The organism is Niveispirillum sp. KHB5.9 (genome assembly GCF_048066115.1).
Taxonomy (GTDB): Bacteria; Pseudomonadota; Alphaproteobacteria; order Azospirillales; family Azospirillaceae; genus Niveispirillum.
Genome location: NZ_JBLTYX010000003.1, coordinates 170,187 through 195,300, shown reverse-complemented (window position 1 = coordinate 195,300; position 25,114 = coordinate 170,187). Strand labels below are relative to the sequence as shown.

The 25,114-nt window shown below is 65.8% G+C and carries 25 protein-coding genes; 8 read left to right on the top strand and 17 right to left on the bottom strand.

What is annotated here, in order from left to right:
• The first annotated feature begins 3 nt into the window (after window positions 1-3).
• Window positions 4-330 (top strand): phosphoribosyl-ATP diphosphatase, encoded by a 327-nt coding sequence (locus tag ACM9HJ_RS07515; protein ID WP_416571092.1) that lies wholly within the window; start codon window positions 4-6, stop codon window positions 328-330.
• A gap of 145 nt (window positions 331-475) precedes the next feature.
• Window positions 476-832 (top strand): histidine triad nucleotide-binding protein, encoded by a 357-nt coding sequence (locus tag ACM9HJ_RS07510; protein WP_416571091.1) that lies wholly within the window; start codon window positions 476-478, stop codon window positions 830-832.
• A 310-nt stretch (window positions 833-1,142) separates the two neighbouring features.
• Here ACM9HJ_RS07510 and ACM9HJ_RS07505 read toward each other — a convergent pair whose 3' ends face one another.
• The 3 genes from ACM9HJ_RS07505 to ACM9HJ_RS07495 are packed head-to-tail and all read right to left on the bottom strand — an operon-like array spanning window position 1,143 to window position 2,983.
• Window positions 1,143-1,796 carry an MBL fold metallo-hydrolase gene (locus ACM9HJ_RS07505; RefSeq protein ID WP_416571090.1) on the bottom strand — a complete coding sequence of 218 codons (654 nt, stop codon included), beginning with the start codon at window positions 1,794-1,796 and terminating at the stop codon, window positions 1,143-1,145.
• A 23-nt stretch (window positions 1,797-1,819) separates the two neighbouring features.
• The gene (locus ACM9HJ_RS07500) at window positions 1,820-2,419 is read right to left on the bottom strand and encodes a hypothetical protein (RefSeq protein ID WP_416571089.1); all 600 of its coding nucleotides are present in this window, start codon (window positions 2,417-2,419) and stop codon (window positions 1,820-1,822) included.
• Between the two features lie 12 nt (window positions 2,420-2,431).
• Window positions 2,432-2,983 (bottom strand): gamma-glutamylcyclotransferase, encoded by a 552-nt coding sequence (locus tag ACM9HJ_RS07495; protein WP_416571088.1) that lies wholly within the window; start codon window positions 2,981-2,983, stop codon window positions 2,432-2,434.
• Between the two features lie 73 nt (window positions 2,984-3,056).
• On the opposite strand from ACM9HJ_RS07495, the gene ACM9HJ_RS07490 reads away from it, so the two are divergent.
• Window positions 3,057-4,082 (top strand): DUF2125 domain-containing protein, encoded by a 1,026-nt coding sequence (locus tag ACM9HJ_RS07490; RefSeq protein ID WP_416571087.1) that lies wholly within the window; start codon window positions 3,057-3,059, stop codon window positions 4,080-4,082.
• A gap of 303 nt (window positions 4,083-4,385) precedes the next feature.
• Here ACM9HJ_RS07490 and gcvA read toward each other — a convergent pair whose 3' ends face one another.
• Window positions 4,386-5,288 carry a transcriptional regulator GcvA gene (gcvA, locus tag ACM9HJ_RS07485; protein WP_416571086.1) on the bottom strand — a complete coding sequence of 301 codons (903 nt, stop codon included), beginning with the start codon at window positions 5,286-5,288 and terminating at the stop codon, window positions 4,386-4,388.
• 136 nt (window positions 5,289-5,424) lie between these two features.
• On the opposite strand from gcvA, the gene ACM9HJ_RS07480 reads away from it, so the two are divergent.
• Window positions 5,425-5,607 (top strand): hypothetical protein, encoded by a 183-nt coding sequence (locus tag ACM9HJ_RS07480; RefSeq protein ID WP_416571085.1) that lies wholly within the window; start codon window positions 5,425-5,427, stop codon window positions 5,605-5,607.
• A gap of 89 nt (window positions 5,608-5,696) precedes the next feature.
• Window positions 5,697-6,455 carry a SapC family protein gene (locus ACM9HJ_RS07475; RefSeq protein ID WP_416571084.1) on the top strand — a complete coding sequence of 253 codons (759 nt, stop codon included), beginning with the start codon at window positions 5,697-5,699 and terminating at the stop codon, window positions 6,453-6,455.
• A gap of 198 nt (window positions 6,456-6,653) precedes the next feature.
• Here the strand turns inward: ACM9HJ_RS07475 and ACM9HJ_RS07470 are convergent, their stop codons facing one another.
• A complete protein-coding gene (locus ACM9HJ_RS07470) occupies window positions 6,654-7,214 on the bottom strand; it encodes a hypothetical protein (RefSeq protein WP_416571083.1) in 561 nt (186 codons plus the stop codon).
• A 196-nt stretch (window positions 7,215-7,410) separates the two neighbouring features.
• A complete protein-coding gene (locus tag ACM9HJ_RS07465) occupies window positions 7,411-7,845 on the bottom strand; it encodes a hypothetical protein (protein WP_416571082.1) in 435 nt (144 codons plus the stop codon).
• A 184-nt stretch (window positions 7,846-8,029) separates the two neighbouring features.
• On the opposite strand from ACM9HJ_RS07465, the gene ACM9HJ_RS07460 reads away from it, so the two are divergent.
• Window positions 8,030-10,267 carry a TonB-dependent hemoglobin/transferrin/lactoferrin family receptor gene (locus ACM9HJ_RS07460; RefSeq protein WP_416571081.1) on the top strand — a complete coding sequence of 746 codons (2,238 nt, stop codon included), beginning with the start codon at window positions 8,030-8,032 and terminating at the stop codon, window positions 10,265-10,267.
• A 29-nt stretch (window positions 10,268-10,296) separates the two neighbouring features.
• On the top strand, window positions 10,297-11,298 hold the full coding sequence (locus tag ACM9HJ_RS07455) for a DUF6607 family protein (RefSeq protein WP_416571080.1): 1,002 nt from the start codon (window positions 10,297-10,299) through the stop codon (window positions 11,296-11,298).
• 160 nt (window positions 11,299-11,458) lie between these two features.
• On the opposite strand, the gene ACM9HJ_RS07450 is transcribed toward ACM9HJ_RS07455, so the two are convergent.
• The 3 genes from ACM9HJ_RS07450 to ACM9HJ_RS07440 form a co-directional block, all read right to left on the bottom strand.
• Window positions 11,459-13,183, bottom strand: a complete 1,725-nt coding sequence (locus ACM9HJ_RS07450; RefSeq protein WP_416571079.1) for a stimulus-sensing domain-containing protein — start codon at window positions 13,181-13,183, stop codon at window positions 11,459-11,461.
• A gap of 181 nt (window positions 13,184-13,364) precedes the next feature.
• Window positions 13,365-14,063, bottom strand: coding sequence for a response regulator transcription factor (locus ACM9HJ_RS07445; RefSeq protein WP_416571078.1), 699 nt, complete (start codon window positions 14,061-14,063; stop codon window positions 13,365-13,367).
• A 425-nt stretch (window positions 14,064-14,488) separates the two neighbouring features.
• Window positions 14,489-15,085 (bottom strand): outer membrane protein, encoded by a 597-nt coding sequence (locus ACM9HJ_RS07440; protein WP_416571077.1) that lies wholly within the window; start codon window positions 15,083-15,085, stop codon window positions 14,489-14,491.
• 343 nt (window positions 15,086-15,428) lie between these two features.
• Here ACM9HJ_RS07440 and ACM9HJ_RS07435 point away from each other — a divergent pair, with 343 nt between their 5' ends.
• Window positions 15,429-15,833, top strand: a complete 405-nt coding sequence (locus ACM9HJ_RS07435) for a DUF1398 domain-containing protein (protein WP_416571076.1) — start codon at window positions 15,429-15,431, stop codon at window positions 15,831-15,833.
• A gap of 81 nt (window positions 15,834-15,914) precedes the next feature.
• Here ACM9HJ_RS07435 and ACM9HJ_RS07430 read toward each other — a convergent pair whose 3' ends face one another.
• From ACM9HJ_RS07430 to ACM9HJ_RS07395, 8 genes are all read right to left on the bottom strand, one after another.
• The gene (locus tag ACM9HJ_RS07430) at window positions 15,915-17,519 is read right to left on the bottom strand and encodes a phosphoenolpyruvate carboxykinase (protein WP_416571075.1); all 1,605 of its coding nucleotides are present in this window, start codon (window positions 17,517-17,519) and stop codon (window positions 15,915-15,917) included.
• Between the two features lie 181 nt (window positions 17,520-17,700).
• Window positions 17,701-19,086 (bottom strand): DUF2142 domain-containing protein, encoded by a 1,386-nt coding sequence (locus ACM9HJ_RS07425; protein ID WP_416571074.1) that lies wholly within the window; start codon window positions 19,084-19,086, stop codon window positions 17,701-17,703.
• Between the two features lie 112 nt (window positions 19,087-19,198).
• On the bottom strand, window positions 19,199-20,188 hold the full coding sequence (locus ACM9HJ_RS07420) for a hypothetical protein (RefSeq protein WP_416571073.1): 990 nt from the start codon (window positions 20,186-20,188) through the stop codon (window positions 19,199-19,201).
• A 179-nt stretch (window positions 20,189-20,367) separates the two neighbouring features.
• Window positions 20,368-21,408, bottom strand: a complete 1,041-nt coding sequence (locus tag ACM9HJ_RS07415) for a S41 family peptidase (RefSeq protein ID WP_416571072.1) — start codon at window positions 21,406-21,408, stop codon at window positions 20,368-20,370.
• A gap of 147 nt (window positions 21,409-21,555) precedes the next feature.
• Entirely contained in the window at window positions 21,556-22,281 is a 726-nt protein-coding gene (locus tag ACM9HJ_RS07410) for a HugZ family protein (RefSeq protein WP_416571071.1), read from the bottom strand.
• A gap of 66 nt (window positions 22,282-22,347) precedes the next feature.
• Window positions 22,348-22,890: a GNAT family N-acetyltransferase gene (locus ACM9HJ_RS07405; protein ID WP_416571070.1), complete on the bottom strand. Its 543-nt coding sequence runs from the start codon at window positions 22,888-22,890 to the stop codon at window positions 22,348-22,350.
• 2 nt (window positions 22,891-22,892) lie between these two features.
• Window positions 22,893-23,300: a c-type cytochrome gene (locus ACM9HJ_RS07400; protein ID WP_416571069.1), complete on the bottom strand. Its 408-nt coding sequence runs from the start codon at window positions 23,298-23,300 to the stop codon at window positions 22,893-22,895.
• 20 nt (window positions 23,301-23,320) lie between these two features.
• Window positions 23,321-24,910, bottom strand: coding sequence for a flavin monoamine oxidase family protein (locus ACM9HJ_RS07395; RefSeq protein WP_416571068.1), 1,590 nt, complete (start codon window positions 24,908-24,910; stop codon window positions 23,321-23,323).
• Window positions 24,911-25,114 lie beyond the last annotated feature (204 nt).

Sequence of the window (25,114 nt, the reverse complement as noted above, 5' to 3'; positions counted from 1 at the left end):
CAAATGTCCAATTCCGCCATCCTGGACGATCTCTACGCCACCATCCTGTCGCGCAAGGGCGGGGACCCGGAAAGCTCCCACACGGCCCGCCTGTTCCATCGCGGCCGGGCCAAGATCGCCCAGAAGCTGGGAGAGGAGGCGGTGGAGACGGTGATCGAGGCCATCGCCGACAATCGCGAAAAACTGGCTTCGGAATCGGCCGATCTTCTTTACCATCTTCTCGTGCTCTGGGCCGATGCCGGGGTGCAACCTGGTGATGTCTATGCCATCCTGTCGGCGCGGCAGGGCATCAGCGGGATCGACGAGAAAAAGAACCGCAAACCCGCCTGACGGGAGGACAGGGCGTTTTCGGCCATGCCGGAAGTGCCCCGGCGGCGACTGCCGCTGCGCCGCACATGCGGCGTGAGCCAAGCCGCCGGATGGCGGTGCCCGGCGTGTGAGGGAACGAACGTACAGAACAGAAGGAAACGGCGCCTTGATTTATGATCGCAGCAATATCTTCGCCCGTATCCTGCGCGGGGAAATCCCCTGCAAGAAGGTCTATGAGGACCCATATGCACTGGGCTTCCATGACATCAACCCCCAGGCGCCGACCCATATCCTGGTGATCCCCAAGGGCCCCTTCACCAGCTTCGCCGATTTCAGCGCCCAGGCCACGGTGGAGGAAATCGCCGGTTTCGTCCGCGCCGCCGGCCTGATCGCCCGTCAGGCGGGGGTGGAGGATAGCGGATACCGTCTGCTGGCCAACCATGGCCCCGACAGCCATCAGGAAGTGCCGCATTTCCATATCCATATCGTGGGTGGAAAGCCCCTGGGCAAGCTGCTGGCCTGATCGGCCGACATGTCGGTTGCAAAGCCCCGGTGCCGAGCGAACGGTGCCGGGGCTTTTCTATTTCCGGCCCTGTGACGGACGTCACTTGAACAAAGTTCAAGTTGGGATTAAACGATGTCCAGGACGGGCTGCCAAGGCACCCGATCCGGCGGACAGCGGTGGTTGAGCACCAATATCCGCCAATGGTTTCGTTCCGGCCTGCGGCCCCACCACGGTCGGAACGTGGGCAGACCTTGTCGCCCTCATTCGGGTCTGCCTTCTGCCCCCGGTGCCGTCCCCACGGTGCCGGGGGAAACTTTTTCGGCCTCCGTCAACGCCGCCCAGACACCGCCCGATCGCCGACGTAAGGATTGCCCTGCCGTTCCCGGCCGAAGGTGGAAAGCCCCCCATGGCCGGGCAGGAAGGTGATGTCGTCACCCAGCGGAAACAGCTTCTCCCGCACGGAACGGATCAGGTCCTCCATATTGCCGCCGGGGAAATCCGTGCGGCCGATGGAGCCTTCGAAGATCACGTCGCCGACGATGGCGAAGCGCGAGGGCTCATGGAAGAACACGACATGGCCCGGCGTGTGGCCGGGGCAGTGCAGCACCTGCAGCACCAGTTCGCCCACGGTGACCGTATCGCCTTCCACCAGCCAGCGGTCGGGGGTGAAGGGGCGGGCATAGGGCATGCCATAACCGGCCCCATGCTCCTTCAGCGCGATGATCCAGTAATTATCCTCGATCGCCGGGCCGTCCACCGGGACCTTCAACACATCCTTCAGGTCGGCGACGGCAGCGGCATGGTCGACATGGCCATGGGTGACCAGGATACGCTCCACCGTCAGCCCGTGCTGGGCGATGGCCTTGCGGATCTCCTCCACCCCGCCGCCGGGATCGATCACGGCTGCGCGCAAGGTCTTGGTGCACCAGATGATGGAACAGTTCTGCTGGAACGGCGTGACCGGGATGATCACAGCCTTCATGGGGGGTGTCGCACTCATCCCTGTCACGCCTTCCGTCGCACGAATTTCAATGCCGTATGCGTGGGTGACACCGCGCATACCTTGTTGTCAACAAGACCGGTGGCACGTCCGGCCGTCAATACACCCATCTCGGTGATGTCGCGCCGCCCCTTGGGATAGGCGATCCACAGGCCGGATTTCGGACCCAACGCCGCGGCGATGTCGGCAACGGCCTCAAGACCGTCAGGTGCATCGGCCACCAGCAGCACGAAATCGGCGTCATCGCCGGCATCACCTGTCACGCCGCCGCGCGCCAGTTCCACCGCCAGGACGGGATCGGGCGGGTCACCCACCAGCCGGACGCGGTGGCCAGGCTTGATGCCCAGCTTGTCCAGCACAGACTTGGGGTTGCGGATGCGGTTCAGCCAGTCGGCGGCCTTGGTGGCACCCAGCTCCAGCGACAGGGCCCCCTCCGGTGCCGTCAGGACCAGGGCATCGCCCACCGCCTCTACTGTCGTCAGGTCGGCCAGCATCAGCTTGACCCGGAAATCACCCCGGAACAGCAGATGATCGCCCTCCAGCAGGGCCTTGCCCTGGCTGTTGCTATCGCCCCAGCAGGCGGTGACATTGGCTTCTTGTCCCACCGCTCTTCCCCCTTAAACCCGTGCCGCCAGTTCCCCCAGCCCCCGGTCGCGGATACCCAGTTGAGCCAGATGGTCGATCAGGCTGGTCAGGTAATCGACATTGCGGCCCGACTGCCCGATGCCCTGGCGGATCAGGGCGGCCGTGCCGTCCAGCCCCAGCCGCCCGCAATATTGCGCATGCGCCGGATCGGCGGTGAAGGTCAGGGCCGGCACGTCGCCGGCGTCGGTCTTCACCCGCATGCGGCGCGGGATATAGACACGATAGGCCATTTCCCGCTGCCACAGGTAATCCAGCACGGAAGGGGCGGTATCGGCCGCCACCCGATAGACCATGCCCCGGCACGACCCGCCCCGGTCCAGCCCCAGCACCGCACCCGGCCGTTCGGGCGTGCCGCGATGCTGGTGGCTGTAGATGCAGAAGCCACGGTGATAGCCGCGCAACAGCCCCTCACGCTTCTCCACATAGTCAAAGCCGGGGTTCCACATCAGCGAACCATAGGCGAAAACCCAAAGGTCGGTGCCGGGCGGGTGGTCGAATTCGGCCGCGTGGTTGGTGTCGGTCATTCCGGTTGCCGGTTCCATCTCGCAATCGCAAAATGGTAACGCAAGCCCCGACCCCTGCCAACGCGGATATCCCATGCTCAGCCGCTACCGTCCTTTGTTCCTGGCCCTGTCCGTGATGATCCTGCTGCTGCTGGCCTATACGGCCTATTGGGCCGCGGCCGCGTGGCGGTTGAGCAAGGCTTTGGCCGAGGCATCCGGCAAAGCGGCGGAGAAGAATGTGGAACTGACGCTGGACCACCCCGCCGTGGCCGGCTTTCCCCTGCGCCTGACCGTGAACCTGTCAGGCCTGCGGGCGCAATGGCCCAGCGGGACGTTGGTGGAGGCGGGTCCGCTCACCCTGTCGGCTTGGGCCTGGTCGCCCCTGGATATCACACTGGAGACGGTGGCCCCGCTACGCCTGGACCTGGCCGGCTCCGCCCGGCATGCGCCGGCCAGCGGCACGGCCACGGGGCTGACGGGGCGGGCGGAACTGGGCCTGGACGGCAAGCCGCGTCTGGTCAGCGCCACGTTGACGGGCGTGAGGGCACAGACCGACGCACCGCTGGCCGCGGCGGAGGTCGTGGTAAGCTGGACCGCACCCGCCCAAGCGCCGGAAGGCCCGACCGATCCGCAGGGCCGGATCGATCTGCTGGTCCGCGACCTGGACCTGCCGGGGGCGGTGCCCCCGCCCCTGAAGCCGCGCATCGACCAGCTTGCCCTGTCCTACGAGGCGCGCGGTCCCCTGCCCGCCAAGCCCAGCGTGGAGGGGATGACCGCCTGGCGCGACGGCGGCGGCACGCTGGAAATCCCGGGGGCACGCCTGCTGTGGAGCGGGATGGACCTGCGCGCCAACGCCACCCTGGCGCTGGACGGCGCCATGCAGCCGGCCGGCAAAGGCACAGCGGAGCTGTCGGGGGCGGAAACACTGATCGACATGCTGGTCGAAAATGGCAGCCTGCGGCCCGAACAGGCGGAGGGGGCGAAGGCCGGGATGACCATGCTGGGAAGGCGCACGGACGATGGGCGCTCAGTTCTGTCGGTGCCGATACTGCTGAAGAACAGCCAGCTTTTCCTGGGCCCGCTGCATGTCGCGACCCTGCCGCCGATCCCGTGGAACTGAAGCAGGGAATATCGCCTATTGAGCGATTAACGATAGACTTGTAATCGCACTCATGCCGAACATGGAAGCGGCGGGTCGGAATTCCCCGGCCCGCCGCTCATGGAGGTACGACATGCGTAAGAAGTCGTGTCTCCTGGTGCTCCGCATCCCGGTTTGGCGCCGTTCTGCACGTCGTCATCCTGTTGGGATAAGGGCCTAGGAGAGGGCTGGCTGGGATCGCACTCCCAGTCAGCCTTCCTCCCCAATATAGGTGAAACCCGATACCAAGTCTATTGATACGAGAGTTGCCGACGCCGGGTCCGGTCACTCCCCTCGTTCTGCCTGGAAGGCGTGCATCGTCTCCGTGACCCATTCCACGAAGGCCTTCACGGCCGGGCGGCGGAAATGCGGGGCGGGGGCGACCAGCTGATAGGCGTCATAGATGGCGGTCTGCGGATAGGGCCGGACCAGCCGTCCCGCCGCCACATCGTCGGCGGCCAGGATCGTGTCGCCCAGCGCCAGCCCCTGCCCGGCCGCCGCGGCATCAATGGCATTGCCCGCATCATAGAAGCGGGTGCCGCGCAAAGGGGCGGTCACGGCCACCCCGGCCGCCCGGAACCAGGAATGCCAGGGCATGTCCATTTCCTCCAGCAGCAGGTCGCCGTCCAGCAGGCGGGCGGGATCGGCGGGAAGCTGGGCGGCCAGACGCGGCGCGCAGACGGGGAAGTTGACGACGACGGACAGCAATTGGGCCTGCAGCCCCGGCCAGGGGCCGCTGCCATAGCGGATGCCCAGGTCGGCCCCACCCTTGCGGAAATCGGCCGGGGCGCGGGTGGCATCCACCACCACCTCCACCTCGGGATGGCGGGCGCGGAACCCGCCCAGCCGCGGGATCAGCCAGCGCTGCGCAAAGGAGGGTTCCACCGACAGGATCAGGCGGGACCGGCCGGCCAGGGGAGGAGCGGCACGCAGCAGGCCGGTGGCCGACTCCAGCAGGTCGAAGGCGGCCACGGCGGCATCGCGATAGGCGCGCCCGGCCTCGGTCAGCGACAGGCCGCGATTATGGCGGGTGAACAGCGGACAGCCCAACCAGGCCTCCAGATCGCGGATCTGCCGCGACAGGGCGGGATGGGCGACGTTCAGTTCCTCCGCCGCCCGGCTCAGGCTTTCATGGCGGGCCGCCGCCTCGAAAGCGCGCAGATGGGTCAGGGGTGGCAGGCGGCGCATGGACATCCTAAACTACAGGCCGCCGACCGGCGGCCCGCGACCACGTGGTCGCGTAAGCCAAACCACCGGAGGTGGCGCCCGGCGCCTGAGGGAACGCATAGCTGTAACTTAAACTTACAGCCACTGTATTGTATTGATGTTCGACGTCAAGCCGGCGATCCGCGATGATCGGGACCAACCACATCCCATACTCTTTGATGGAGCCACCGCCATGATCCGCCGCACTTTCGTGCCCGAACCCGCCAGTTGGCCCTTCGCCATGCTGTTCAGCCTTCTTTCCTGCCGTTTCGCCCCGGTTTGTCCCTGCCAGCGCCATTGACAGGGGGGGTGGTTTGCGGCAGTTGAGAGGCACCCTAGTGCCGGGCGGACGGCCGCCCCATGCCTGATAGATTGCCGGGACCGATCAAGATGACCGACGTCGCCAACGCCGCCGACGCTCAACAGATGCCGCTGTTGTACAACAACCCCGTCGCCGTGAGCGCGCAGCGCCATGGCGACGTGAAGGTCAAGCGCAACCGCACCTTCAAGTACGCTTCCAAGATCCACGCTGTCCCGGTGCTGGCCGAAGAGATGCCGCAGCTGCAGAACCATTATCCGCTGGTCTTCGGCCCCGGCCCGTCGGCCGGCGTTATGGCCCTGACGGGCCTGCGGGCAGGCGAGAACCTGTTCGTGCGCGAGGATGGTTCCTGGGCGCTGAATTCCCAGATCCCGGCCTATATCGGCCGTTATCCCTTCATCCTGGTCGAGATGCCGGAAGACAAGCGTCTGGTCCTGATCATGGAAGAGGATGAGGAGATCCTGGTGAAGGGCGCCGGTGCGGAGGGCGACATGGCCCTGTTCGCCGATGGCAAGGGCACCAAGGAAGGCGAAGAGATCCTGAATTACTGCGTGGCCTTCAACCAGTCGGCCCGCCAGACCCAGGCCTTCTGTGAAGAGGTGGAGAAGCTGGACCTGTTGGTCGAGCAGCGCGCCGAGGTGGTGACGCCCGACGGCAAGCAGCTGTCCCTGTCCGGCTTCCGCATCATCGACGAGACCAAGTTCAACGCCCTGCCGGACGAGACCTTCCTGGAATGGCGCAAGCGCAACTGGATTGGCTTGGTCTATGCGCATTTCGTGTCGCTGGGCCGCTGGCAGAACCTGATCGACCGGCTGCCGAAGGCAGCCTGATTTACGCGTTCCCTCAGGCGCCGGGCGCCGCCATCCGGCGGCTTGGCTTACGCGCCCATGTGGGCGCGGGCCGGCAGTCGCCGGCCTCCAGTGGCAGGCGTTAAAACGCGTGCCACTGGCATGATCCTAGGTGCCATGAGTTGACGTGAAGACGGCCCCGGTGGTTTCCCACCGGGGCCGTTTTTCATTGTGGCCCGGTTACTTGGCCTGGGCCGGCTTGGTTTCGACCTTGGCGTCGGCCTTCACATCAGCGGTCACCGTGGGGGCCGGGGTCACGCTAGGCTTGGCTTCCGGTGCCGGGCTGGCCGCCGGCTTTTCGGTCGATTTCTCCACCGCCGCAGCCGTCGTCGCAGTCGCCGGGCCTGCCGTAGCCGCCGTATTGGCGGCGGTCTGGGTGGTGGCATTGGCCGCATCACTGGCCGTGGTGGCGGCACCGGTCACGGTGCCCTTGGCGGCGTCCGTGGTGGTGGCAGCGGTGGTCGCAGCCTTTTCCTTGGCCTTGTCGGTGGTCTTCTCCGCCTTGGTGGAGACGTCGCGCTTCAGGCGGCTGGCCGTGCCACGGGTCTGGTCCAGGGTGGAGCCGGCATTCAGGCCCGAATGCAGACCGGCGGCACCATTGGCACCCAGCGTCGTGCCGGCAACGCCCTGCACGGTACCACCCAGCCCGGCGGAGCCGTTGCCGCCCACCAGCTGCGCCTGGGCAGCACCGGTCAGCAGGGCGAGGGTCAGGCCGGTCATCAGCATCACGGAGCTACGCATGTGGATCCTCCAGATCTCTGTCTCGTGGGGGAGCGTCGCCTTGTGGCTTCGTCGTTCCCCCGACAGCTTCATGAAGCACCGCAAGCGTGGCATCCGCTGGTCCGGCTCCAGGCGCAGTTCGGGAATTTCCGCGGCATTTCGACGTCCGATCCGACGCTTTGCCGCCATAATCGGGTTTCAGCCGCCATCATCCGGCCTATTTGCGCCCGTCCTTGGCCCTGTTGTCCATCTTCACGCCCTTGGTATAGGGCGCGATGCGCAGGGGTTCGCCCGTGGCCTTGTAATCCTCCGGCCGCATGGCGGCCACGGACCCGGCGGGCCCTGGGGACACCGGCGATGCCATGATCTTGGCATCCTCCGTATTGCCCACGGTCCTGGACAGGGTTTCGGGCGGCTTGTCATTGAAGATGTGGGGAGGGGCGGCCAGAGACTTGTCCTTCACCTCCCCGCCGTTTCCCAGCCAGTCGGGCTTGTTGCCCGTGCCTGGGGCACCGCCGGTGGTGGCGCGCATGGTGCCGAGCGTCTGGACCGTGTTCAGGTCGCCCGGCTGGGGCGTGGTGTTCTGCTGGGCGTTGGCGGCACCGGCCAGCAAGGCGATGGCAAGCCCGGTCATCAGCATCAGGGTACGCATCTGATCCCTCCCAAAGGGCGGTGGGGAACGTTGTCGGGATTTGAAGGGAAACGGTCGGGCCCGGTCAGGGTTCCAGCCGGGCGAGAGAGAAAGCCGATTGTCCGTTAAATTGATATTGATTCTCACACGCATTCCTATTATCAAGCTGCGAACGGTTCGCAATTGAGTGTGGAGCAGGATTGAAATGCGGCGGAATATGACGGCGCTGCCTCTGGTGATGATCGCTATGGCCGGCCCGGCTTTCGGGCAGGATGTGCAGGTGGCTGACGCCGCCGCCACGCAGGTCAGCGAAATCACCGTCATCGCCACCCGTACGCCCAAGGAAACGGTGGAGGCTCCGGCCACGGTCAGCGTCATCGACCAGGGGAAGATCAAGGATCGCCTGGTCACCGACATCAAGGACCTGATCCGGTATGAGCCGGGCGTTTCCGTCCGCGCCGCCCCGTCCCGCTTCACCGCCGCCGGTGCCAATACCGGCCGTGACGGCAATAGTGGCTTCAACATCCGTGGCCTGGAGGGCAACCGCGTCCTGATCCAGACCGACGGCATCCGCGCGCCCGACGCCTTCGCCTTCGGCGGGCAGTCGGTGGGCCGTGGCGATTATGTCGACCTGGACCTGCTGAAGTCGGTGGAAATCCTGCGCGGCCCCGCCTCGGCCCTCTATGGTTCCGACGGCTTGGCCGGTGCGGTCAGCTTCATCACCAAGGACCCGACCGATTTCATCGCCAACGGCAAGTCCTATGGCGGTGAGGTGAAGGCCGGCTATACCGAGGCCGACAAGGGCTGGGGCAAGGGCATGGTCCTGGCCGGCAAGGCCGGCGACTGGTCCGCCATGGTCGCCTATAACCGCCGCGACGCCAAGGAGACGGAAACCAAGGGCAGCGTCGGCACGGCCAACATCACCCGGACCAAGGCCAATCCGCAGGATATCGCCGACAATTCCGCCCTGGCCAAGCTGGTCTGGCAGCCGACGTCGGAACATACGCTGCGCCTGACCTATGAGCTGTTCGACCATGACATGACGGCCGATGTGCTGACCGCCGTGGCCCTGCCGCCGCTGGCCGGCACCAGCGTGCTGGGTCTGAAGGCCCACGATACTTCGCGCCGTGAGCGTGTCAGCCTGGATCACCGCTACAACCCGGCCGATGGCGGCCTGATCGACAGCCTGCACTGGACGCTGTACCGCCAGGACAGCGACACCTACCAGTATGCCAGCGAGGACCGTAATACGGCGGCCGACCGTCTGCGCATCAACACGTTCGACAACAAGGTCACAGGCGTGAACGTCGATGCCAGCACGCGCATCAAGGGCGACGGGATCGATCATCTGCTCGTCTATGGTGGCGATTACTCGCTGACCGAACAGCTGGGTACGCGTGACGGCACCGTGCCGCCGGCCGGTGAGACGTTCCCGGCCCGTGCCTTCCCGACCACCGACCATACGCTGGCTGGCCTGTTCATCCAGGACGAGATCACTTTGGCCAATGGCGCACTGTCGCTCTATCCGGCCATCCGCTACGACTATTACAAGATCAATCCGCAGAATGATCCGCTGTTCACCACCCCGGCCACGGGGCAGAGCGACGATCATTTCTCGCCGAAGTTCGCCGCCCTGTACTGGCTGAACGACAATGCCGGCCTGTTCGCCAATTATGCGGAGGGGTTCAAGGCCCCGGCGCCCAGCCAGGTGAATACCGGCTTCGCCAATCCGTTGCAGAACTATCGTTCCGTCTCCAATCCTGACCTGAAGCCGGAAGCCAGCCAGACCGTGGAACTGGGCCTGCGTCTGCGCGGCAGCGACTGGCAGGCGGCGGTGACCGGCTTCAAGGGCTGGTACGATGATTTCATCGACCAGGTACAGGTGTCCGGCAACTTCACGGCCGCCAACCCCGCTACCTACCAGTTCATCAACGTCGCCAAGGTCACCATCCAGGGCCTGGAAGCCAAGGGCAACTGGGAAGTCGGCCAGGGCTTCGGCCTGATCGGTGGCGCCTCCTACACCAAGGGCGATGCGCGGGCGGCCGGTGGTGCCAAGGCCCCGCTGAACAGCATCGATCCGGTGAAGGTGTCGCTGGGGCTGAGCTGGGAAGAACCCGAGGATGGCCGTTTCGGCGCCAGCCTGTCGGCGATCTATTCGGCCCGGAAATCGGCAGACAAGGTCAGCGGCACCTGCTCCGACCCGCTGCGGCCCACCCTGACCGGCCTGCCCTGCTTCCGGCCCGACAATTTCATCGTGCTGGACGCCACGGCCCGCTGGCAGGTGGCGGAGATGGCGACGCTGCGCGCCGGCATCTTCAACATCACCGACAAGAAATACGCCTGGTGGAGCGACGTGCGCGGCATCGCCGAAAGCTCAGCCGTCCGTGACAGCTACACCCAGCCGGGCCGCAATTTCAGCGTCTCGCTGAGCGTGAAGCTCTGAGCGCTCAAGAGATCAAGGAACGACCCCCGATGAGCATCTCCCTGAAATCCGGTCTGACGATCCTGTCGCTGCTGGCGGCAGCCCCGGCCTTCGGCCAGACCAGCACCGATTGCGGCAAGGCGGACTGCACCGCCTTCAACGCCGATCGCGCCTCCATCCTGGCCATGGCCGGCACCTATCGCGTGAAGTTCGACTTCCGTGAGACGGCCGCCTTCGTGCCCGATTACGAGATCTATGAGCCCAAGCGTTCCGGCGGGTTCGAGGCCGTGCGCGTCATCGAGGATACGGGCCGCGTCATCCGCCTTCAGCACCTGTTGGTGGTGAAGGACGAGAATGACAAGCCCATGATCATCAAGCATTGGCGCCAGGACTGGACCTATGAGCCGGAAACGGTGCTGACCTATGAGGGCACGGACCAGTGGAAACTGACCCCGGTTTCGGCGGAAGACCGCAAGGATGCCTGGGCCCAGACCGTCTGGCAGACCGATGACAGCCCGCGCTATGGCGGTGTCGGCTACTGGAAGCATGACCGCGGCGAGCATCGCTGGATCAGTGGCGAGACCGACCGGCCGCTGGCCCGCCGCGATGCCATCCGCAAGCCGATCTATGATCATTATGTCGGCACCAACCGCCATGCGCTGACCCATCAGGGCTGGGTGCATGAGCAGGACAATGCCAAGGTCGGCACCCGCAACGGCAAGCCCGCCACCATCGTCCATGAAGTGGTGCTGAACAGCTACGTGCCGTCGACGGATTTCGATTTCAAGGCGGCCGACGATTACATGGCAAAGACCAGCACCTTCTGGGCCGCCGTGCGCAAGGAATGGGACGATGTCGCCGCCCGCAATGGCGGCATCCACCTGGTGCAGGAGGCCGAGAACGGCTCCAGCACCGGCAAGCAGTTGATGGAACTGGCCGACAAGGTGGCCAAGGGTGAGACGGGCACGGCCGACGCCGTGTCCCAGGCCCGCCACCTGATCACGGCTTCAACGAGACCGGCCGCCGCCACGGCCGGCGCGTCGCGGGGGTGACGCGCGTCCGGGGTTGTCGGCGGTATTATGCGTCGACGGCCCCGGATGGAATTGCAGCGGGCGGACCAGCGGGGGCTGGTCCGCCCGTTCGCTTTTTGGCTTGTCCTGCACCCTCGTACCAACGGTCATAATTCATGACCGTTGGTCATCTGGAACACCCTTACCGCGGCAGCACCACCGTGAAGCGCGCGCCGGCAACCGCTCCGTCCGCGCCCTTGATATTCTCCGCGAAGATCCGGCCCTGATGGGCGTCGATGATCTGTTTGGAGATGGACAGGCCCAGGCCGGAATGCTTGCCGAACGCCTCCGACTTCGGCCGTTCGCTGTAGAACCGGTCGAAAATGGCGTCCAGCTTGCCCTCCGGGATGCCCGGCCCCTGATCCTCGCAGGTGATCTCCACCCGGTCGGGCAGTGACTTGGCCTTGAACCGCACCAGCCCGCCCGGCGGGGAGAAGGACAGGGCGTTGGACAGCAGGTTCTGGAACACCTGGGTCAGGCGCCCCTCCAGCCCCGGCACCACCAGCCCGTTGCGGGTGTTGGGCAGGTCCACTTCCACCCGCACCGGTTCCGGTGCCGCCGACACCTCTCCGCCCGCTTCCACCGCCGCCTCACGCAGCGCCTCGGCATTGCCCAGGGTGGCGTCGTGGATATTGGCCAGCATGGTCAGGGTCTGACCGACATCGGCCGGCTCCGCCCTTGCGCGCGACAATTCGGCGTCCAGGCGGCTGGCATTGGAAATGTCGCTGATCAGCCGGTCCAGGCGCTGCACATCGTGATGGATGATGGACAGCAGGCGCTGGCGCTGCTCGTCGGTCTTCACCCGCTGCACGGTTTCCACGGCACTGCGCATGCTGGTCAACGGGTTCTTGATCTCATGCGCCACGTCGGCGGCGAAACGCTCGATCGCGTCCATGCGGTTCCAGATGGCATCCGTCATCTCGCGCAGGGACACCGACAAATCCCCCACCTCGTCCCGGCGGCGGGAGAAGTCGGGGATGGTCACCTGTCGCCCATGGCCATGGCGCACCTCGTCGGCGGCATTGGCCAGACGGCGGATGGGCCGGGCGATGGTGCCGGCCAGATAGAAGGACAGCAGCACCGTCACGCCCAGGGTGATGGCGAACAGGCGCAGGATATCCATGCGGAATTCCCGCACGGCCGCGTCCACCGCGCTGCCCCCGCGCGAGATATAGACGGCACCCAGCACCTTCTTGTAGCGCTGCACGGGCACGGCCACGGTCAGCACCATGTCCGACCGACCGTCGGGCCGGCCGATGCGCCAGACATTGCTGCCCAGCTCTCCCGCCAGCGCCTTCAGCACGTCGGGATAATTATCGGCATTCTGTTCCTGTTCGCTGGGATATGCCGGCAGATGCTCGCGCTCCGGCACGGCGTTGACCAGGTAGTCATAGATGGCGATGCCGATCTCGGTCAGGCGGTTGCCATCGCGCAGTGGCGGCAGCTCCTCGATCTGCACGGTGCCCTTGGGCCCGCCCAGCACGCGGCTGTCGGCGATCAGGTCGCCATTGGGGGCGAACAGGCGGGTGCGGGTATCGGTGGTCTCCACCAGGCGCCGCACCATCTGGCGGGCCAGCTCATAGGACAGCTGGTTGGTCGGCTCGTTGAACTCGTCGGTGGCGGGCTGCATGGCGCCTTCGCCAAGCGCACCGGCGAATATCCGCGCCTCCGTGGTCAGGGCGGACACTTCCTTGTCGATCAGCCATTGCTGATAGGTCGACAGATACAGCAGACCGCCCAGCAGGATGGCCAGAGCCAGCATGTTGACGGCCAGGATGCGCAGCGTCAGCGGCGAGAAATGCCGCACCCGCCGCCGGGCGGGGGGCGCTGCCTCCTCGCCGGCCGGATCGCCATAGGGGCGTTTCACCGTTCGCTCACTCCCGGCGTCAGGGGTTGTCCGGGGATCAACGCCCGGGCACCCCGATTGTTATAGACGGCATGGGTTTTTGACCCATGCCGTTACAGGCCGGCGACTGCCGGCCCGCCGCACGTGCGCCGCAAGCCAAGCCCACGGATATGGGCGCCCGGCGCCTGAGGGCGCGTTGACATTATTCCTTGTACTTGTAACCAACGCCGTACAGCGTCTCGATCTGCTGGAAATCGTCGTCGGTGGCCTTGAACTTCTTGCGCAGGCGCTTGATGTGGCTGTCGATGGTGCGGTCGTCGACATAGATATGCTCGCCATAGGCGGCATCCATCAGCTGGTCGCGGTTCTTCACATGGCCCGGCCGCACGGCCAGCGCCTTGACCAGCAGGAATTCGGTGACCGTCAGGTCGATCTCCTTGCCCTTCCAGGTGCAGAGATGGCGCACACCGTCCAGCACCAGGTCACCACGCACCAGGGTCTGGCCCGGATCGGGGGCGGCACCCTTGCCCTGGGCCACTTCGGCGCGGCGCAGCAGGGTCTTGATGCGTTCGATCAGCAGGCGCTGGCTGAACGGCTTCTTGATGTAATCGTCGGCCCCCATGCGCAGGCCCTGCAGCTCGTCCGTCTCGTCATCCTTGGAGGTCAGGAAGATGATCGGCATCTGCGTGGTCTGGCGCAGGCGCTGCAACAGTTCCAGCCCATCCATGCGCGGCATCTTGATGTCCAGCACGGCCATGTCGACGGGGCGCGAGCTGATGCCGCGCAACGCCTCGTCGCCATCGCCATAGGTGCGGACCTCGTACCCCTCGGCCTCCAGCGCGATGGAAACGGATGTCAGGATATTGCGGTCGTCATCGACCAGGGCGATCACTTGGGCCACTTATCGTCTCCAGCCTCCGGCCGGTTCTTCCGGATTACTTCCGAAAGACCGGCGCATCCAAACCGACTGCACTTTCAATATGTCATGATTGCGGCGCGGGAAAGAGGTGTATCGACATAAGACGGCGCTAAGACCAATGGCGGGCAGGTGCTGCCGCCTCTGCCACCTGTAGGAGCCGATAGTACCGACGGTCATTGCCTATGACCGTCGGAGGCCGGCGACTGCCGGCCCGCGCCCCGTGGCGCGTAAGCCAAGCCGACGGATGTCGGCGCCCGGCGCCTGAGGAAACACAAAAAACTAAAACCCCCGCACCATGGAATGGTGCGGGGGGTAAAGGGCGGGCTTGTATGAGGGCATGGCCAAGCCCACCATCGCCCCGGTCGCTGTGGGGCCGCGAACCGGGACGGGGGAGGATGATCCGGAGATCAGAAGCGGTAGGCGACGCCGACGCGCAGCTGGTTCTCCCGGAAATTGGTGTTGTCGTAGTTGACGTAATTGTACTCGGTGCGGACCAGCACATTGTCGGTCACGGCATATTCCAGGCCGCCGCCCAGACGATAGCCGTCCAGATCATCACTGGCCTTGAACCGGGTGGCGCCGGTGCCGACCGTGACGTCATAGTTGGTGCGCTGCCAGCCGGCGCGGCCATAGACCAGCAGGTCGTTGGTCGCCAAGTAACCGGCGCGGACCGACAGGCCCCAGCTTTCATTGGCGTTCAGCTTGGTGGCGAAGCCGGCGACGGTGCCGGAATTGCCGCTCAGGCTGGCGGAACCGACCTCGGCCTCGGCACCCAGGTACAGCTTGTCGAAGGTCTTGCCATAGCCGGCATAGGCGCCATACAGCCAGGCGTCGGCATCGATATCGGCGGTGGCGGCGCCGGAAGCGGCGGAAGCATTGGTATCGGAGTAGCCGGTGAAGACGCCGACATAGGCGCCGTCGAAGGGCGACTGCGCCAGCGACGGCGCGGCGCCAACGGCGACCAGAGCAACACCACCAAGCAGGGCAGAAGCAATACGCGACATTCTTTTCTCCATATGCGGTACCGCCAGGCACAGTTTCTCTGTGGCGCCAGTCCATGGCGCATCCTTGGCGACCATTCAGCTCACTCATTATTGCGATTATGGCGATTTCTTGTTTGAAACCTGGCCACGTCATCGCGGTGAAATCTGTTTAGCGCTGTTTGAACGATGTTCGATGTGAGTTTCATCACAGAAGCCATGCGACAAGTCGATGGCCGCCATCTGTGACCCCGGGTTGAATGCATGGGTGCCTGCCCCAAGGAAAACGCTTTTGCATGGGTGGTTGACAAGGAAACCATCTGGATATAGTTTCCTAGGAAATCAAAATCACCCAAGGAACCCGACAATGGATGCAGCGCTGATCACGATCCTGGAGGATTGCACCCGCCTGTCCTACACGACCACGGGGGCCTTCCCGCGCATCGTGGCGATGCTGGCCCAGGCGGGGGTGGACCAGTACCATGCCGACCTGCTGCGGGCGGAAAAGACCTTCTATATGCCCGACGGCTCCTCCCACATCTGTGCGGCGGAACCGGTGGCAGTGCCCGTAGCCGACCGGTTCGATGCGGCTTTGGTGCAGGCCGCCATCCGCGACAGCCAGGCGGGCAGCCTGCATTACCGCGACTTCATGGCCCGCATCGCGATGGCCGGCTGCACCAGCTATTTCGTCTCCATCAGCGGCCGCCGGGCGCTCTATCTGGGGCGGCGTGCCGACAGCCATCTGGAGCTGTTCCCTGGCACTTCCCCATGAACAAAGAAGGCCTGGGGGATCGCTTCCCCCAGGCCCTCTCCGTCCCTCCCCGGTCATCCGGAGGGAAGATGGAACAGTCTTTTACGCGGCGGTACGGATACCGGCGCGCACGACCTTTTCGTCCACCTGATCGGCAAACTGGGTGAAATTGGCCTCGAAGCGGCGGGCCACCTCATGCGCCGTGGCATCAAACGCCCCTTTGTCGGCCCAGGCGTTGCGGGGCAGCAGCACATCCACCGGCACCCCGTCGCAGCCTTCCGGCACGGCCAGGCCGAAATTCGGCTCCGGCTTGTGGGCGACGGCGGCCAGCTTGCCCGACAGGGCGGCATTCACCAGGGCGCGGGTATGGCCGATCTTCATGCGGCTGCCCGTGCCATAGGAACCGCCGGTCCAGCCGGTATTGACCAGCCAGCAATTGGCCCCGTGCGCCTTGATCTTCTCGCCCAGCAGCTTGGCATAGGCGGTCGGGTGGCGCGGCATGAAGGGGGCACCGAAGCAGGTGCTGAACGTGGCCTGCGGCTCCGTCACGCCCTTTTCGGTGCCGGCCACGCGGGCCGTGTAACCGGACAGGAAATGGTACATGGCCTGATCGGCCGACAGCTTGGAGATCGGCGGCAGCACGCCGAAGGCATCGGCCGTCAGCATGATGATGTTCAGCGGCTGGCCGCCCAGGCCCGTGTCCGACGCGTTGGGGATGAAATCGATCGGGTAGCTGGCGCGGGTATTCTCCGTCAGGCTGGCATCGTCCAGGTCCAGCGCACGCGTGCGCTCATCCATCACGACATTTTCCAGCACGGTGCCGAAGCGGCGCGTGGTCTCGAAAATCTCCGGCTCGGCCTCCGCCGACAGGCGGATGACCTTAGCGTAACAGCCGCCTTCGAAATTGAACACGCCGCGATCGGACCAGCCATGTTCGTCATCGCCGATCAGGGTGCGGGAACTGTCGGCCGACAGGGTGGTCTTGCCGGTGCCCGACAGGCCGAAGAAGATGGCCGTGTCGCCGCCCGCACCGATATTGGCGGAGCAGTGCATGGGCAGCACGCCCTTGGCCGGCAGCAGGAAGTTCAGGATGGAGAAGATCGACTTCTTGATCTCACCGGCATAGGAGGTGCCGCCGATCAGGACCAGCCGCTTCTTGAAATTGATGACCACGAACACGTCGGACCGCGTACCGTCCCGTTCCGGCACGGCCCGGAAATCGGGGGCCTGCAGCACGGTGAAGGCGGGTTCGAACGCCACACGGTCCTTCAGCGCCGGGCGGATGAACATGTTCTGGGCGAACAGGTTGTGCCAGGCATGCTGGGTGACGATGCGCACCGGCAGGCGATAGGCGCTGTCGGCACCGGCATGGAGATCCTGGACGAAGACTTCCCGGTCCTGCAGGAAGGCGGTGACGCGGGCATGCAGCCGGTCGAACGCATCCTCGGTGAAGGGCTTGTTGGGACCCCACCAGATGTCGGCCTCCGTCGTCTCTTCCCGCACCGTGAACTTGTCGTTGGGCGAACGGCCCGTATGCTGGCCGGTAATGGCGACCAGGGCGCCATCCTTGGACAGCTTCGCCTCATTCCGCTTCAGCGCCTGCTCATACAGCGCGCCGACGCTGAGGTTCCAGTGCGCGGCCTTCAAATTGGTCAGGCCCAGATAATCCAGGCCGAAGCTGCTGATGACGGGACCGGTATGTTCCACGTTGGTGTTTCCCTCTCCAGTGTCAAACGACCGCTCCCGCATGCCCGGGTGAAGCTCTCATGTAACGTCGGCAAGGGACGCTACAGGGCTTTTTATGTAACGGCTTTTGTACACTTACCGTTCCCATGCAAGCCTGACAACCCCCATGGCGGCGGTACCCCCAGAGTGCGGGGTATGGCTGTCAGCCAGCTGTCACGTAGAGCCGCATCATCACGGCATAAGGCAGGAATATCGCCGTGGCGATGCCCAGCGCGACCAGCACCAGCCCGGCGGCGGCAGGCAACACGGCCTGCAGGCGCGGCGGCACGAGATGGCCCAAAGCCGGGACCAGCAGCCCCGGCAGCAGGGCCAGCGGCGCGAAATAGCGGCCCTGCACCCCGTCCACCTGATCGGCGCCCACAGCGGTGAAGGTCAGGTACTGCAACAGGAAGATGGCGATGATGGTGCCCAGCAGGCCCAGCGCCACCCCGGCCTTGGGCATCCAGGCCGGGCGGTTTCCGGGCGACAGCGCGCTCAGCACCAGCAGCAGGCCGAAACCCCAGAGATAGGCGGGGTACAGCGCATCGGGCAGGACGATATTGACCTGGCCCCAGCCGATCCAGCCCAGCATGGCCACCGTGAAGGGCCAGAGCCATTCACCCAGCGTGGCCGCCATGGCGATGGGAAAATCCAGCGGATGTGAGGCCAGATGGGCCAGTTGCCCACGCAGGTCGGGCACCACGTCGCCATGCACCTGCATCACCTGTACATACAGCACCGCATGCAACGCCCAGCCCATGGTCAGCAGCAGCACGGGCGGCAGGGCCAGCCAGGCCGGCACCCGCCCGATCCGCCCCGGCATGATGAACAGCAGGGGCAGCAGCAGCGCCAGATTGGCCGGCCTGGACATGGAGATCAGCAGGGTGATCAGGGCCAGGCCCAGGAATTCCGCCCCCGTCGCCTTGCGCCCACCGGCGATGGCGCGCGACAGCAGGGCGGCATAGAGGGCGCCCAGCGCGATGAACAGCCCATCCTGCGAACAGGCGGCATATTGGGCCAGGCACATGGGCCAAAGGCAGATGGCCAGCATCGGCCCATGGCCGAAGGCGGCCAGGCGCAAGGCGGCCGCCACCAATCCCACGGCACACAGGATGTTGGCCAGGCGCGCCAGCCGGATGCTGGCCTCCACCGGCAGGTCCAGCCCCTTGCCCAGCCACAGGCCGGCCATGGTGGGCAGATAGAGCGTGGGCGGATAGATCGCCGTGTTGGGGATATTGACGAAGCGCGTCTCCCCCGCCCAGGGGATGGTCGCCGCCTCCGCCATCCGGTCGGTACCCACCCGCCCTCCCGGTTCCGACATGACGGGCCAATAGCGCGACAGCAGAGTCAGCAACCCGGTATCGATGACGCCACCCGATGAACCATCGGCATCCCGCACGCCCAGGACCTGTCCCTGCAGCACCGTTTCGGCCCGCATGACATGGTTGGTCTCATCGACATTGAAATAGGGCGGCATGACCCAGGCCATCAGCGACGCCACCGGCAGGGCCAGCAGCGCAAACAGCAATACCGCGATATTCCTTGGCATCGAACCCGGTCCGCTCGCCTCACCCTTGCCCCTGTTTACCCCACACGGAGCCGCCGGGACAAACAGCAAGGTGCCGCAGGGCCCCAGGTCACGCAAATGACATGGGGTGATGTCAACCGGCGGGACGGTTCACACCCAGGGCCGGGCAGGCGCGGTTCAGCCGGCCCGCCTTGGCGGCCGCCTCCACCTCCGCCGCCAACGCCCGCGCCGCGCGGCCGATATCGCCGGCCAGACGGGCATCGGCCATGGTGCCGGCCTTGTCGGCCACGGACAGCAGGTCGGGCAGCACGGCCCCCGCCCCCTCGCCGGTATTCAGCCGGTCCAGAAGCCGGGCGATGGCACCGGAGAACAGGTCCGTCGCCGTCTCCGGCCCCGGCGGATCGGCCGCCAGCATCGCCAGTTCCTCACCCGCCGCCAGGGCGTCATTGGCATAATCGTCGCGGAACCGGTCGCACGCCTCCACCAGCCGGTCCTTTTCCAGCCGCAGATGCAGGGTGGTCGATGGCGAACAGGCGTTGCACAGCGGCCGGTAGCCTTCGAAGGTGGACAGATAGCCGGTGACGATGATGTCGGGCGCCGATGAGGTCACCTCGCGCAGGGCCACGCGGGCGTCGGCGGGCTCCACAGACAGCAGGCGGCCGTCCGACAGCAACAGCGGCACCAGCTTCTCGCACCCCATGCAGCTGCCGCCCGTCGATGCCTCCACCAGCAAGAGCGGCCCCCAGGGCGTCTCCACCACCGGATCATCGACCGGGCTGACATACAGCTGCACCGCCGGCAGGTCGATGGCGGCGACCTGCTTCGGCTTGGCCCTGTCGGCGCGGTGATAGAGGGTGACACGGGTGGGCACACCCGCTTCCGGTTCCGCCGCCGGGTCCAGGCAGGGACGCCAGGCGACGACCAGCCATTCCCCGCCCTGCGCCGCCGCCGACCGGCCGGCTCCCTTCAGGGCCAGTTTCGGCTCGGCAATGCCCTCGCGGGCCAGGGCTGCCACCGTCTCCGTTTCCTCCGGCGACTGGCATCGGGCCGGCGGGCGGTCCTGGGCCATGGCTGGCAGGGCCAGCAGGCAAAGCAAGGGCAAGAGAAGGCGAAGCAGGCGCATCGGCGGGTCCGGGGCGTGAAGGGCTGGGGGGAGAGTAGACCCACCGGCCCTCAACGCCAACGGCATGAGTTTTCACTCGTGCCGTTGGAGGCCGGCGACCGCCGGCCCGCGACCACATGGTCGCGCAAGCCCGAGCCACCGGATGGCGGCGCCCGGCGCCTGGGAGGCGCAAGACAGTGTTACGCCGGATGCGCACCCGCCTTGGAAGCCAGTTCCAGCGCCTTGGCCAACGCCTCGTCGGCGCCGGTGGCGATATCGGGGGTCACGCCCTGGCCTTCCCAGCCCCAGTCGGTTTCCGGATCATAGGTGCGGCCCACGGGGATGAAGGCGGCGAAGCGCTTGCCGATCGCCTCCACCCCGCCGAAGTGGCCGGCGCCATAGGTCTTCTCCCCGATCAGGGTGGCACGCTTGGTGCGCTTGAAGGACAGGGCCAGATGTTCGGCCGCCGACGCGCTGCGTCGTGACGTCAGGTAATAGACCGGCACCGATTGCAGCCGTGTCTCGCCCTTGTCCGGGGTGACGGTATGGTCCTGGCGGATGATGGTCGCCGGTGCCTCGCGCGCCACCAGCGATGGCGGATTGGGAGCGCCGTCGGCAAAGGCCGAGGCGCGGGTATCCATGCGCACCAGCACCGTCGGCTGGGCATAGAGCAGGGGCAGGATGGCATCCATCTCCGCCAGCCCGCCGCCACGATGCGGGCGGGCATCGATGATCACCGCCCTGGCCGTGCCGGCATTATCCAGCAGGAAGCGCCGCGCCGCATCCACGACCTTGTCCTCCCCGAAGAAGCCGTTGAAGCGCAGATAAGCGACGTCGCCGATCATCTTCGTCTCCTCCAGCCCTTGCGGACCGTTGGGCTTGGCGCTGACCGGCATGTCGGCGGGCTGCGGCCGGGGCGTACGGGTGCGGAACGCCGCCTCCGGTGCCAGCCGCAGATGCCCGTCGGCGCTGACCGCCTGCAGGTCCGCCGTCACCTTCTCCCCGAAGGTGGTGGGATCGGTCAGGGCGGCATAGGCATCGTTGTCGGCCTTGGCGCGCAGCATCGCGGCATAACGGGCGCCGACCTCGGGGAAGACGAAGCTCTGTTCCAGGCTGTCGGCCAGGCCGCGCAGCACCGCCTGGCGTTCGGCCTTGTCCAGGGGTACGTCCGCCGGGACCTGGGCCAGGGCGGGAACGGTCAGGCTGGCCAGGGCAGCGGCGATGAAATGGCGGCGGTGCATGGCGTCTCTCTCCGGGATCGCGATTGGATACCCCACTGAAGCAGCCACCATGCCAGTTGAAGAATTCAATAATTTCAATTCGTTAGAGTTTCATTACAAACGACTGTACTGTCCGGCGGCGAACAGTCCCGTCCGGAAACGGACAGTTCACGTCCGCCGCGCCACCCCCACCAGCCGCACCAGCTCCGCCCGCGCCATGTCGGCATCACGCACGCGGCCACCGAAATCCAGCCTGGCCGACAGTTCGCCCGCCCGCAGGTCGCAGCCATCGGGATCGATGCCCGTCAGGCGCCAGCCACACGCCGGCTGACCCAGTAATTTGGTGGCATAGAGCGACACGGCATCGGCATGGTCGTCATTCATATGGCCGATAATGTCATCCTGCCGGGCCGCCAGTTCCGTCCAGTCGGCACCATCCAGACGCAACGCGTCCGCCGCCAACCCATGGATGCGCCCGAACCCCGCGACCATGTGCCCACGCAGCACTTCCACCCGCCACAGGGAGAAATCGCCGAAGCCGGCATAGGCCGCGGCCGACGGATGGCGGGCGATGAAACGCTGTCGCAGGCCGGGGTCATCGTCGCGCAGCGCCCGCCCCTGCACCGACAGGCGCGGCCCTGTCAGCCGGTCGGCATGGCCCGCCGTGCCATCGAACAGCAAGCCACAGCGCGGATCGGCCTCCAGGTTCTTCGTATGCTCGGCCAGGGCGGAGATCAGCAGCAAGGGGCTGCCATCCAGGGCGAAACCGGTCAGGACCAGCGACGGGGAAGGAAAGCCCGCGCCATCGCCGCCCGGCCGGCCGAGGGTGGCCAGCGTCGCCTGCGCACAGGCACGCATCAGCCGGCGTGCCGTCACCCCGATATCATCCGTCATGGAACGCTCCCTAACCGTTATTATCGGCAGGGTGGGCGATCCGCGACGGCTTGGAAAGGCGTTAGATCAACCGATCTGTTTGCGCATCGGCACGAAGGGGATGGTGCTGCCATCGGCCAGATGCACGTCATGGGTGCCGGTGGCGATGAAACCCAGCGCCGTGTAGAGCGGCACGCCGGGCAGGGTGGCCATCAGCTCCAGGCTGGTGAATCCTTCGGCCAGGGCCGCCTGTTCGGCCGCCCGCATCATCAGGCTGGCGATGCCCCGCCGGGCGAAGGCCGGATCGACGAAGAAGGCGCGGATCTTGGCGGCGTCGGTGGCGGGGTCCAGCAGGTCGGCCGACCGGCCTGCCGCCTGATCGCCACCGAACAGGGTGCGCCGCCGGCTCCAGCCGCCGCAGGCCGCATATTGGTCGCCAACCAGCACCGCGAAATAGGTGCCGTCGGCGATCAGGGTGCCGTCGATGCCGAAAATGGCCTTCAGGGCGGCATCGATCTGGCCAGGGCTGTAATGATCCCGGCTCAAGCTCCGCACCGAGCGTTCCAGCAGCGTCTCCAGCGCCGGCCGGTCGGCCAATGTTGCCAGGCGCAGGATCGGTTCCTCAGACATGATTACTGCCGCATCCCCTTCACATCCTCGACGGTCACCGGGTCCTTATAATCGTTGCCGAAATGGGTGCGGACATAATTCACCACAGCCACCACCTGTTCGTCGGACAGATAGTGGAAGGAGGGCATGGCCTTCTGGCCGTTGACGATCATGTGGATGGGATAGGCCCCGGCCTCCAGGTTGGGATTGGCGGCCAGGGCCGGATAGGTTCCAGCACCCGTCGCCCCCTTGCCGTCGGGCATGTGACAGCCCTGGCAGATGGCATGGTACAGCTGCTCCCCATTCTTGTAGGGGAAGGACCGGGCATCGGCGAAGTCGCTGGTCTGGGCGTCGGTACGCTGGGCACCGGCGGGGGCCGCCAGCCCGCACAGGGCCAGCGACAGGACGGCGGTAAGGATGCGGTTGCGCATCAAGTCTCTCCCGGAAGGGGTCATTTCGCGGTGACACGCTGGTGCAGGCGGGTGATGGCGTCCAGCGAGGACAGCACCGCCCCTTCCTGCCAGGCCGGCAGGTAGGAGACATGCTCACCCGCCAGCAGGATGCGCCCGTCGATCTGGCAGAGGTTCTTGTAATGCTCCGCCCGCTTGGCTTCCGTCCAGGCGCCGAAGCAGCCCAGCGTCCAGGGCACGCGGTGCCAGGCCACGGCCACGCCGTTATCGAATTCCTTCAGATATTGCGGATGGATCTGCGCGCCGAATTCCACGCATTTGCGCACCCGCTCCTCCGGCGCCATGGAGGCGAATTCATAGGCGAACGGGCCCCAGGGATAGGCGCCCAGCAGCACGCCCTTGCCCTTGGAGCCGTAATGGCTGCTGGGATAGGAGATCACGGAGATGGGCAGGTCGGTATAGGTGATACCGCCATAGATCTCCTCATCCTGTTCCCAGAAGCGGCGCTTGAACTGCAAACCCACCTTGAACGCCGCCTCATACGGCAGGGCGTTGATGGCCGCGTCCATGTCGGACGACACGTTCTTCTTGATCTGCGACAGGATGGAGGCGGGGATGGTGCAGAGGCACCAGTCGGCCTTGGCGATCTTTGGCGCCCCACCGCTTTTGGCATCGACATAGGTGACGGTGACGCCACCGGTATCCTGCTGGATCTCGGTGACCTTGGCGTTGAAGGTGATCTTGTCCTTCACCTTGGCGGCCAGGGCCAGGGGGCCGGCATCCATGCCGCCTTCCGGCTGGAACAGGGCCGTCTGGAACTCATATCCCGAGCCGGTGCCGATGGCCCGCCACAGGCCCGACTGCAACAGCTGGGAGAATTCGATGGGCTTGGAGAAGACCGGCTCCCCCGATAGGCCGCCGCCGGGATCCTTTTCGAAGCCGCGACGGTTGGAGGTGTCGGCACTGGCCTTGTAGGCGTAATTATCGTCCAGCGCGCCCCAGTCCTGCATCGCCGCCAGCAGCTTTTCCTGGTCTTCCTTGCTGACATAGGCGTCCAGGCCACCCTTGTGGCCCAGCTTGGACAGCAGCTCGGCGACATGGCCGTTGAAATCGGCCAGGACATGGCGATAGCGCTGCGGCTTGCCGCCGAACGCGTCCTTGGAATGGACATAGGCGTTGTAGTTGATCTGGAAGAACGGCTCCAGCTTCACGCCCAGCTCGTGATAATAATGCATCACGCCGCGATGATGGTAGGGCACGCGCCAGGGACCGGGATTGAGATACAGGTCCTTGTCGAACCCCACCTTCTGCGTGAACCCGCCCAGTTCGGTATAGGTGTCGCCGCCGCGCAGCGTCCAGGCGCGCCCGCCGGCCTTTTCCCGGTATTCCAGCACCTGCACCTTGTAACCGGCCTTGCCCAGCTCATAGGCCGCCACCAGACCGGCCCAGCCGGCACCCAGGATCAGCACCGAGGTGCCCTTGGGCGCGCCGGACAGGGCGGGCGGGCCCTTGAACTCGCTCTCCGCCGCATAACCCAGCGAGGTCGCCGCCTGATACATGACGGAACTGCCGGCGGCCGTACCGATCATGGCCAGCAGCTCACGCCGCGTCATGCGGCCACGCGGGGTCATGGTGTTCGTTGATACCATCATTGCCTCAAAAGGAAGAAGCATGAGAGCGGTGGAAACCGCTCCGGCGGCGACTGCCGCCGCGGCGCACATGCGCCGTGAAGCCAAGCCGCCGGATGGCGGCGCCGGCACTTAGAGGGCTCTCGCAAGCACCGCCCCCGGGATCGCCGGGGGCGGTGTAAGTCGAGATGACAGGGAAAGTTGAAA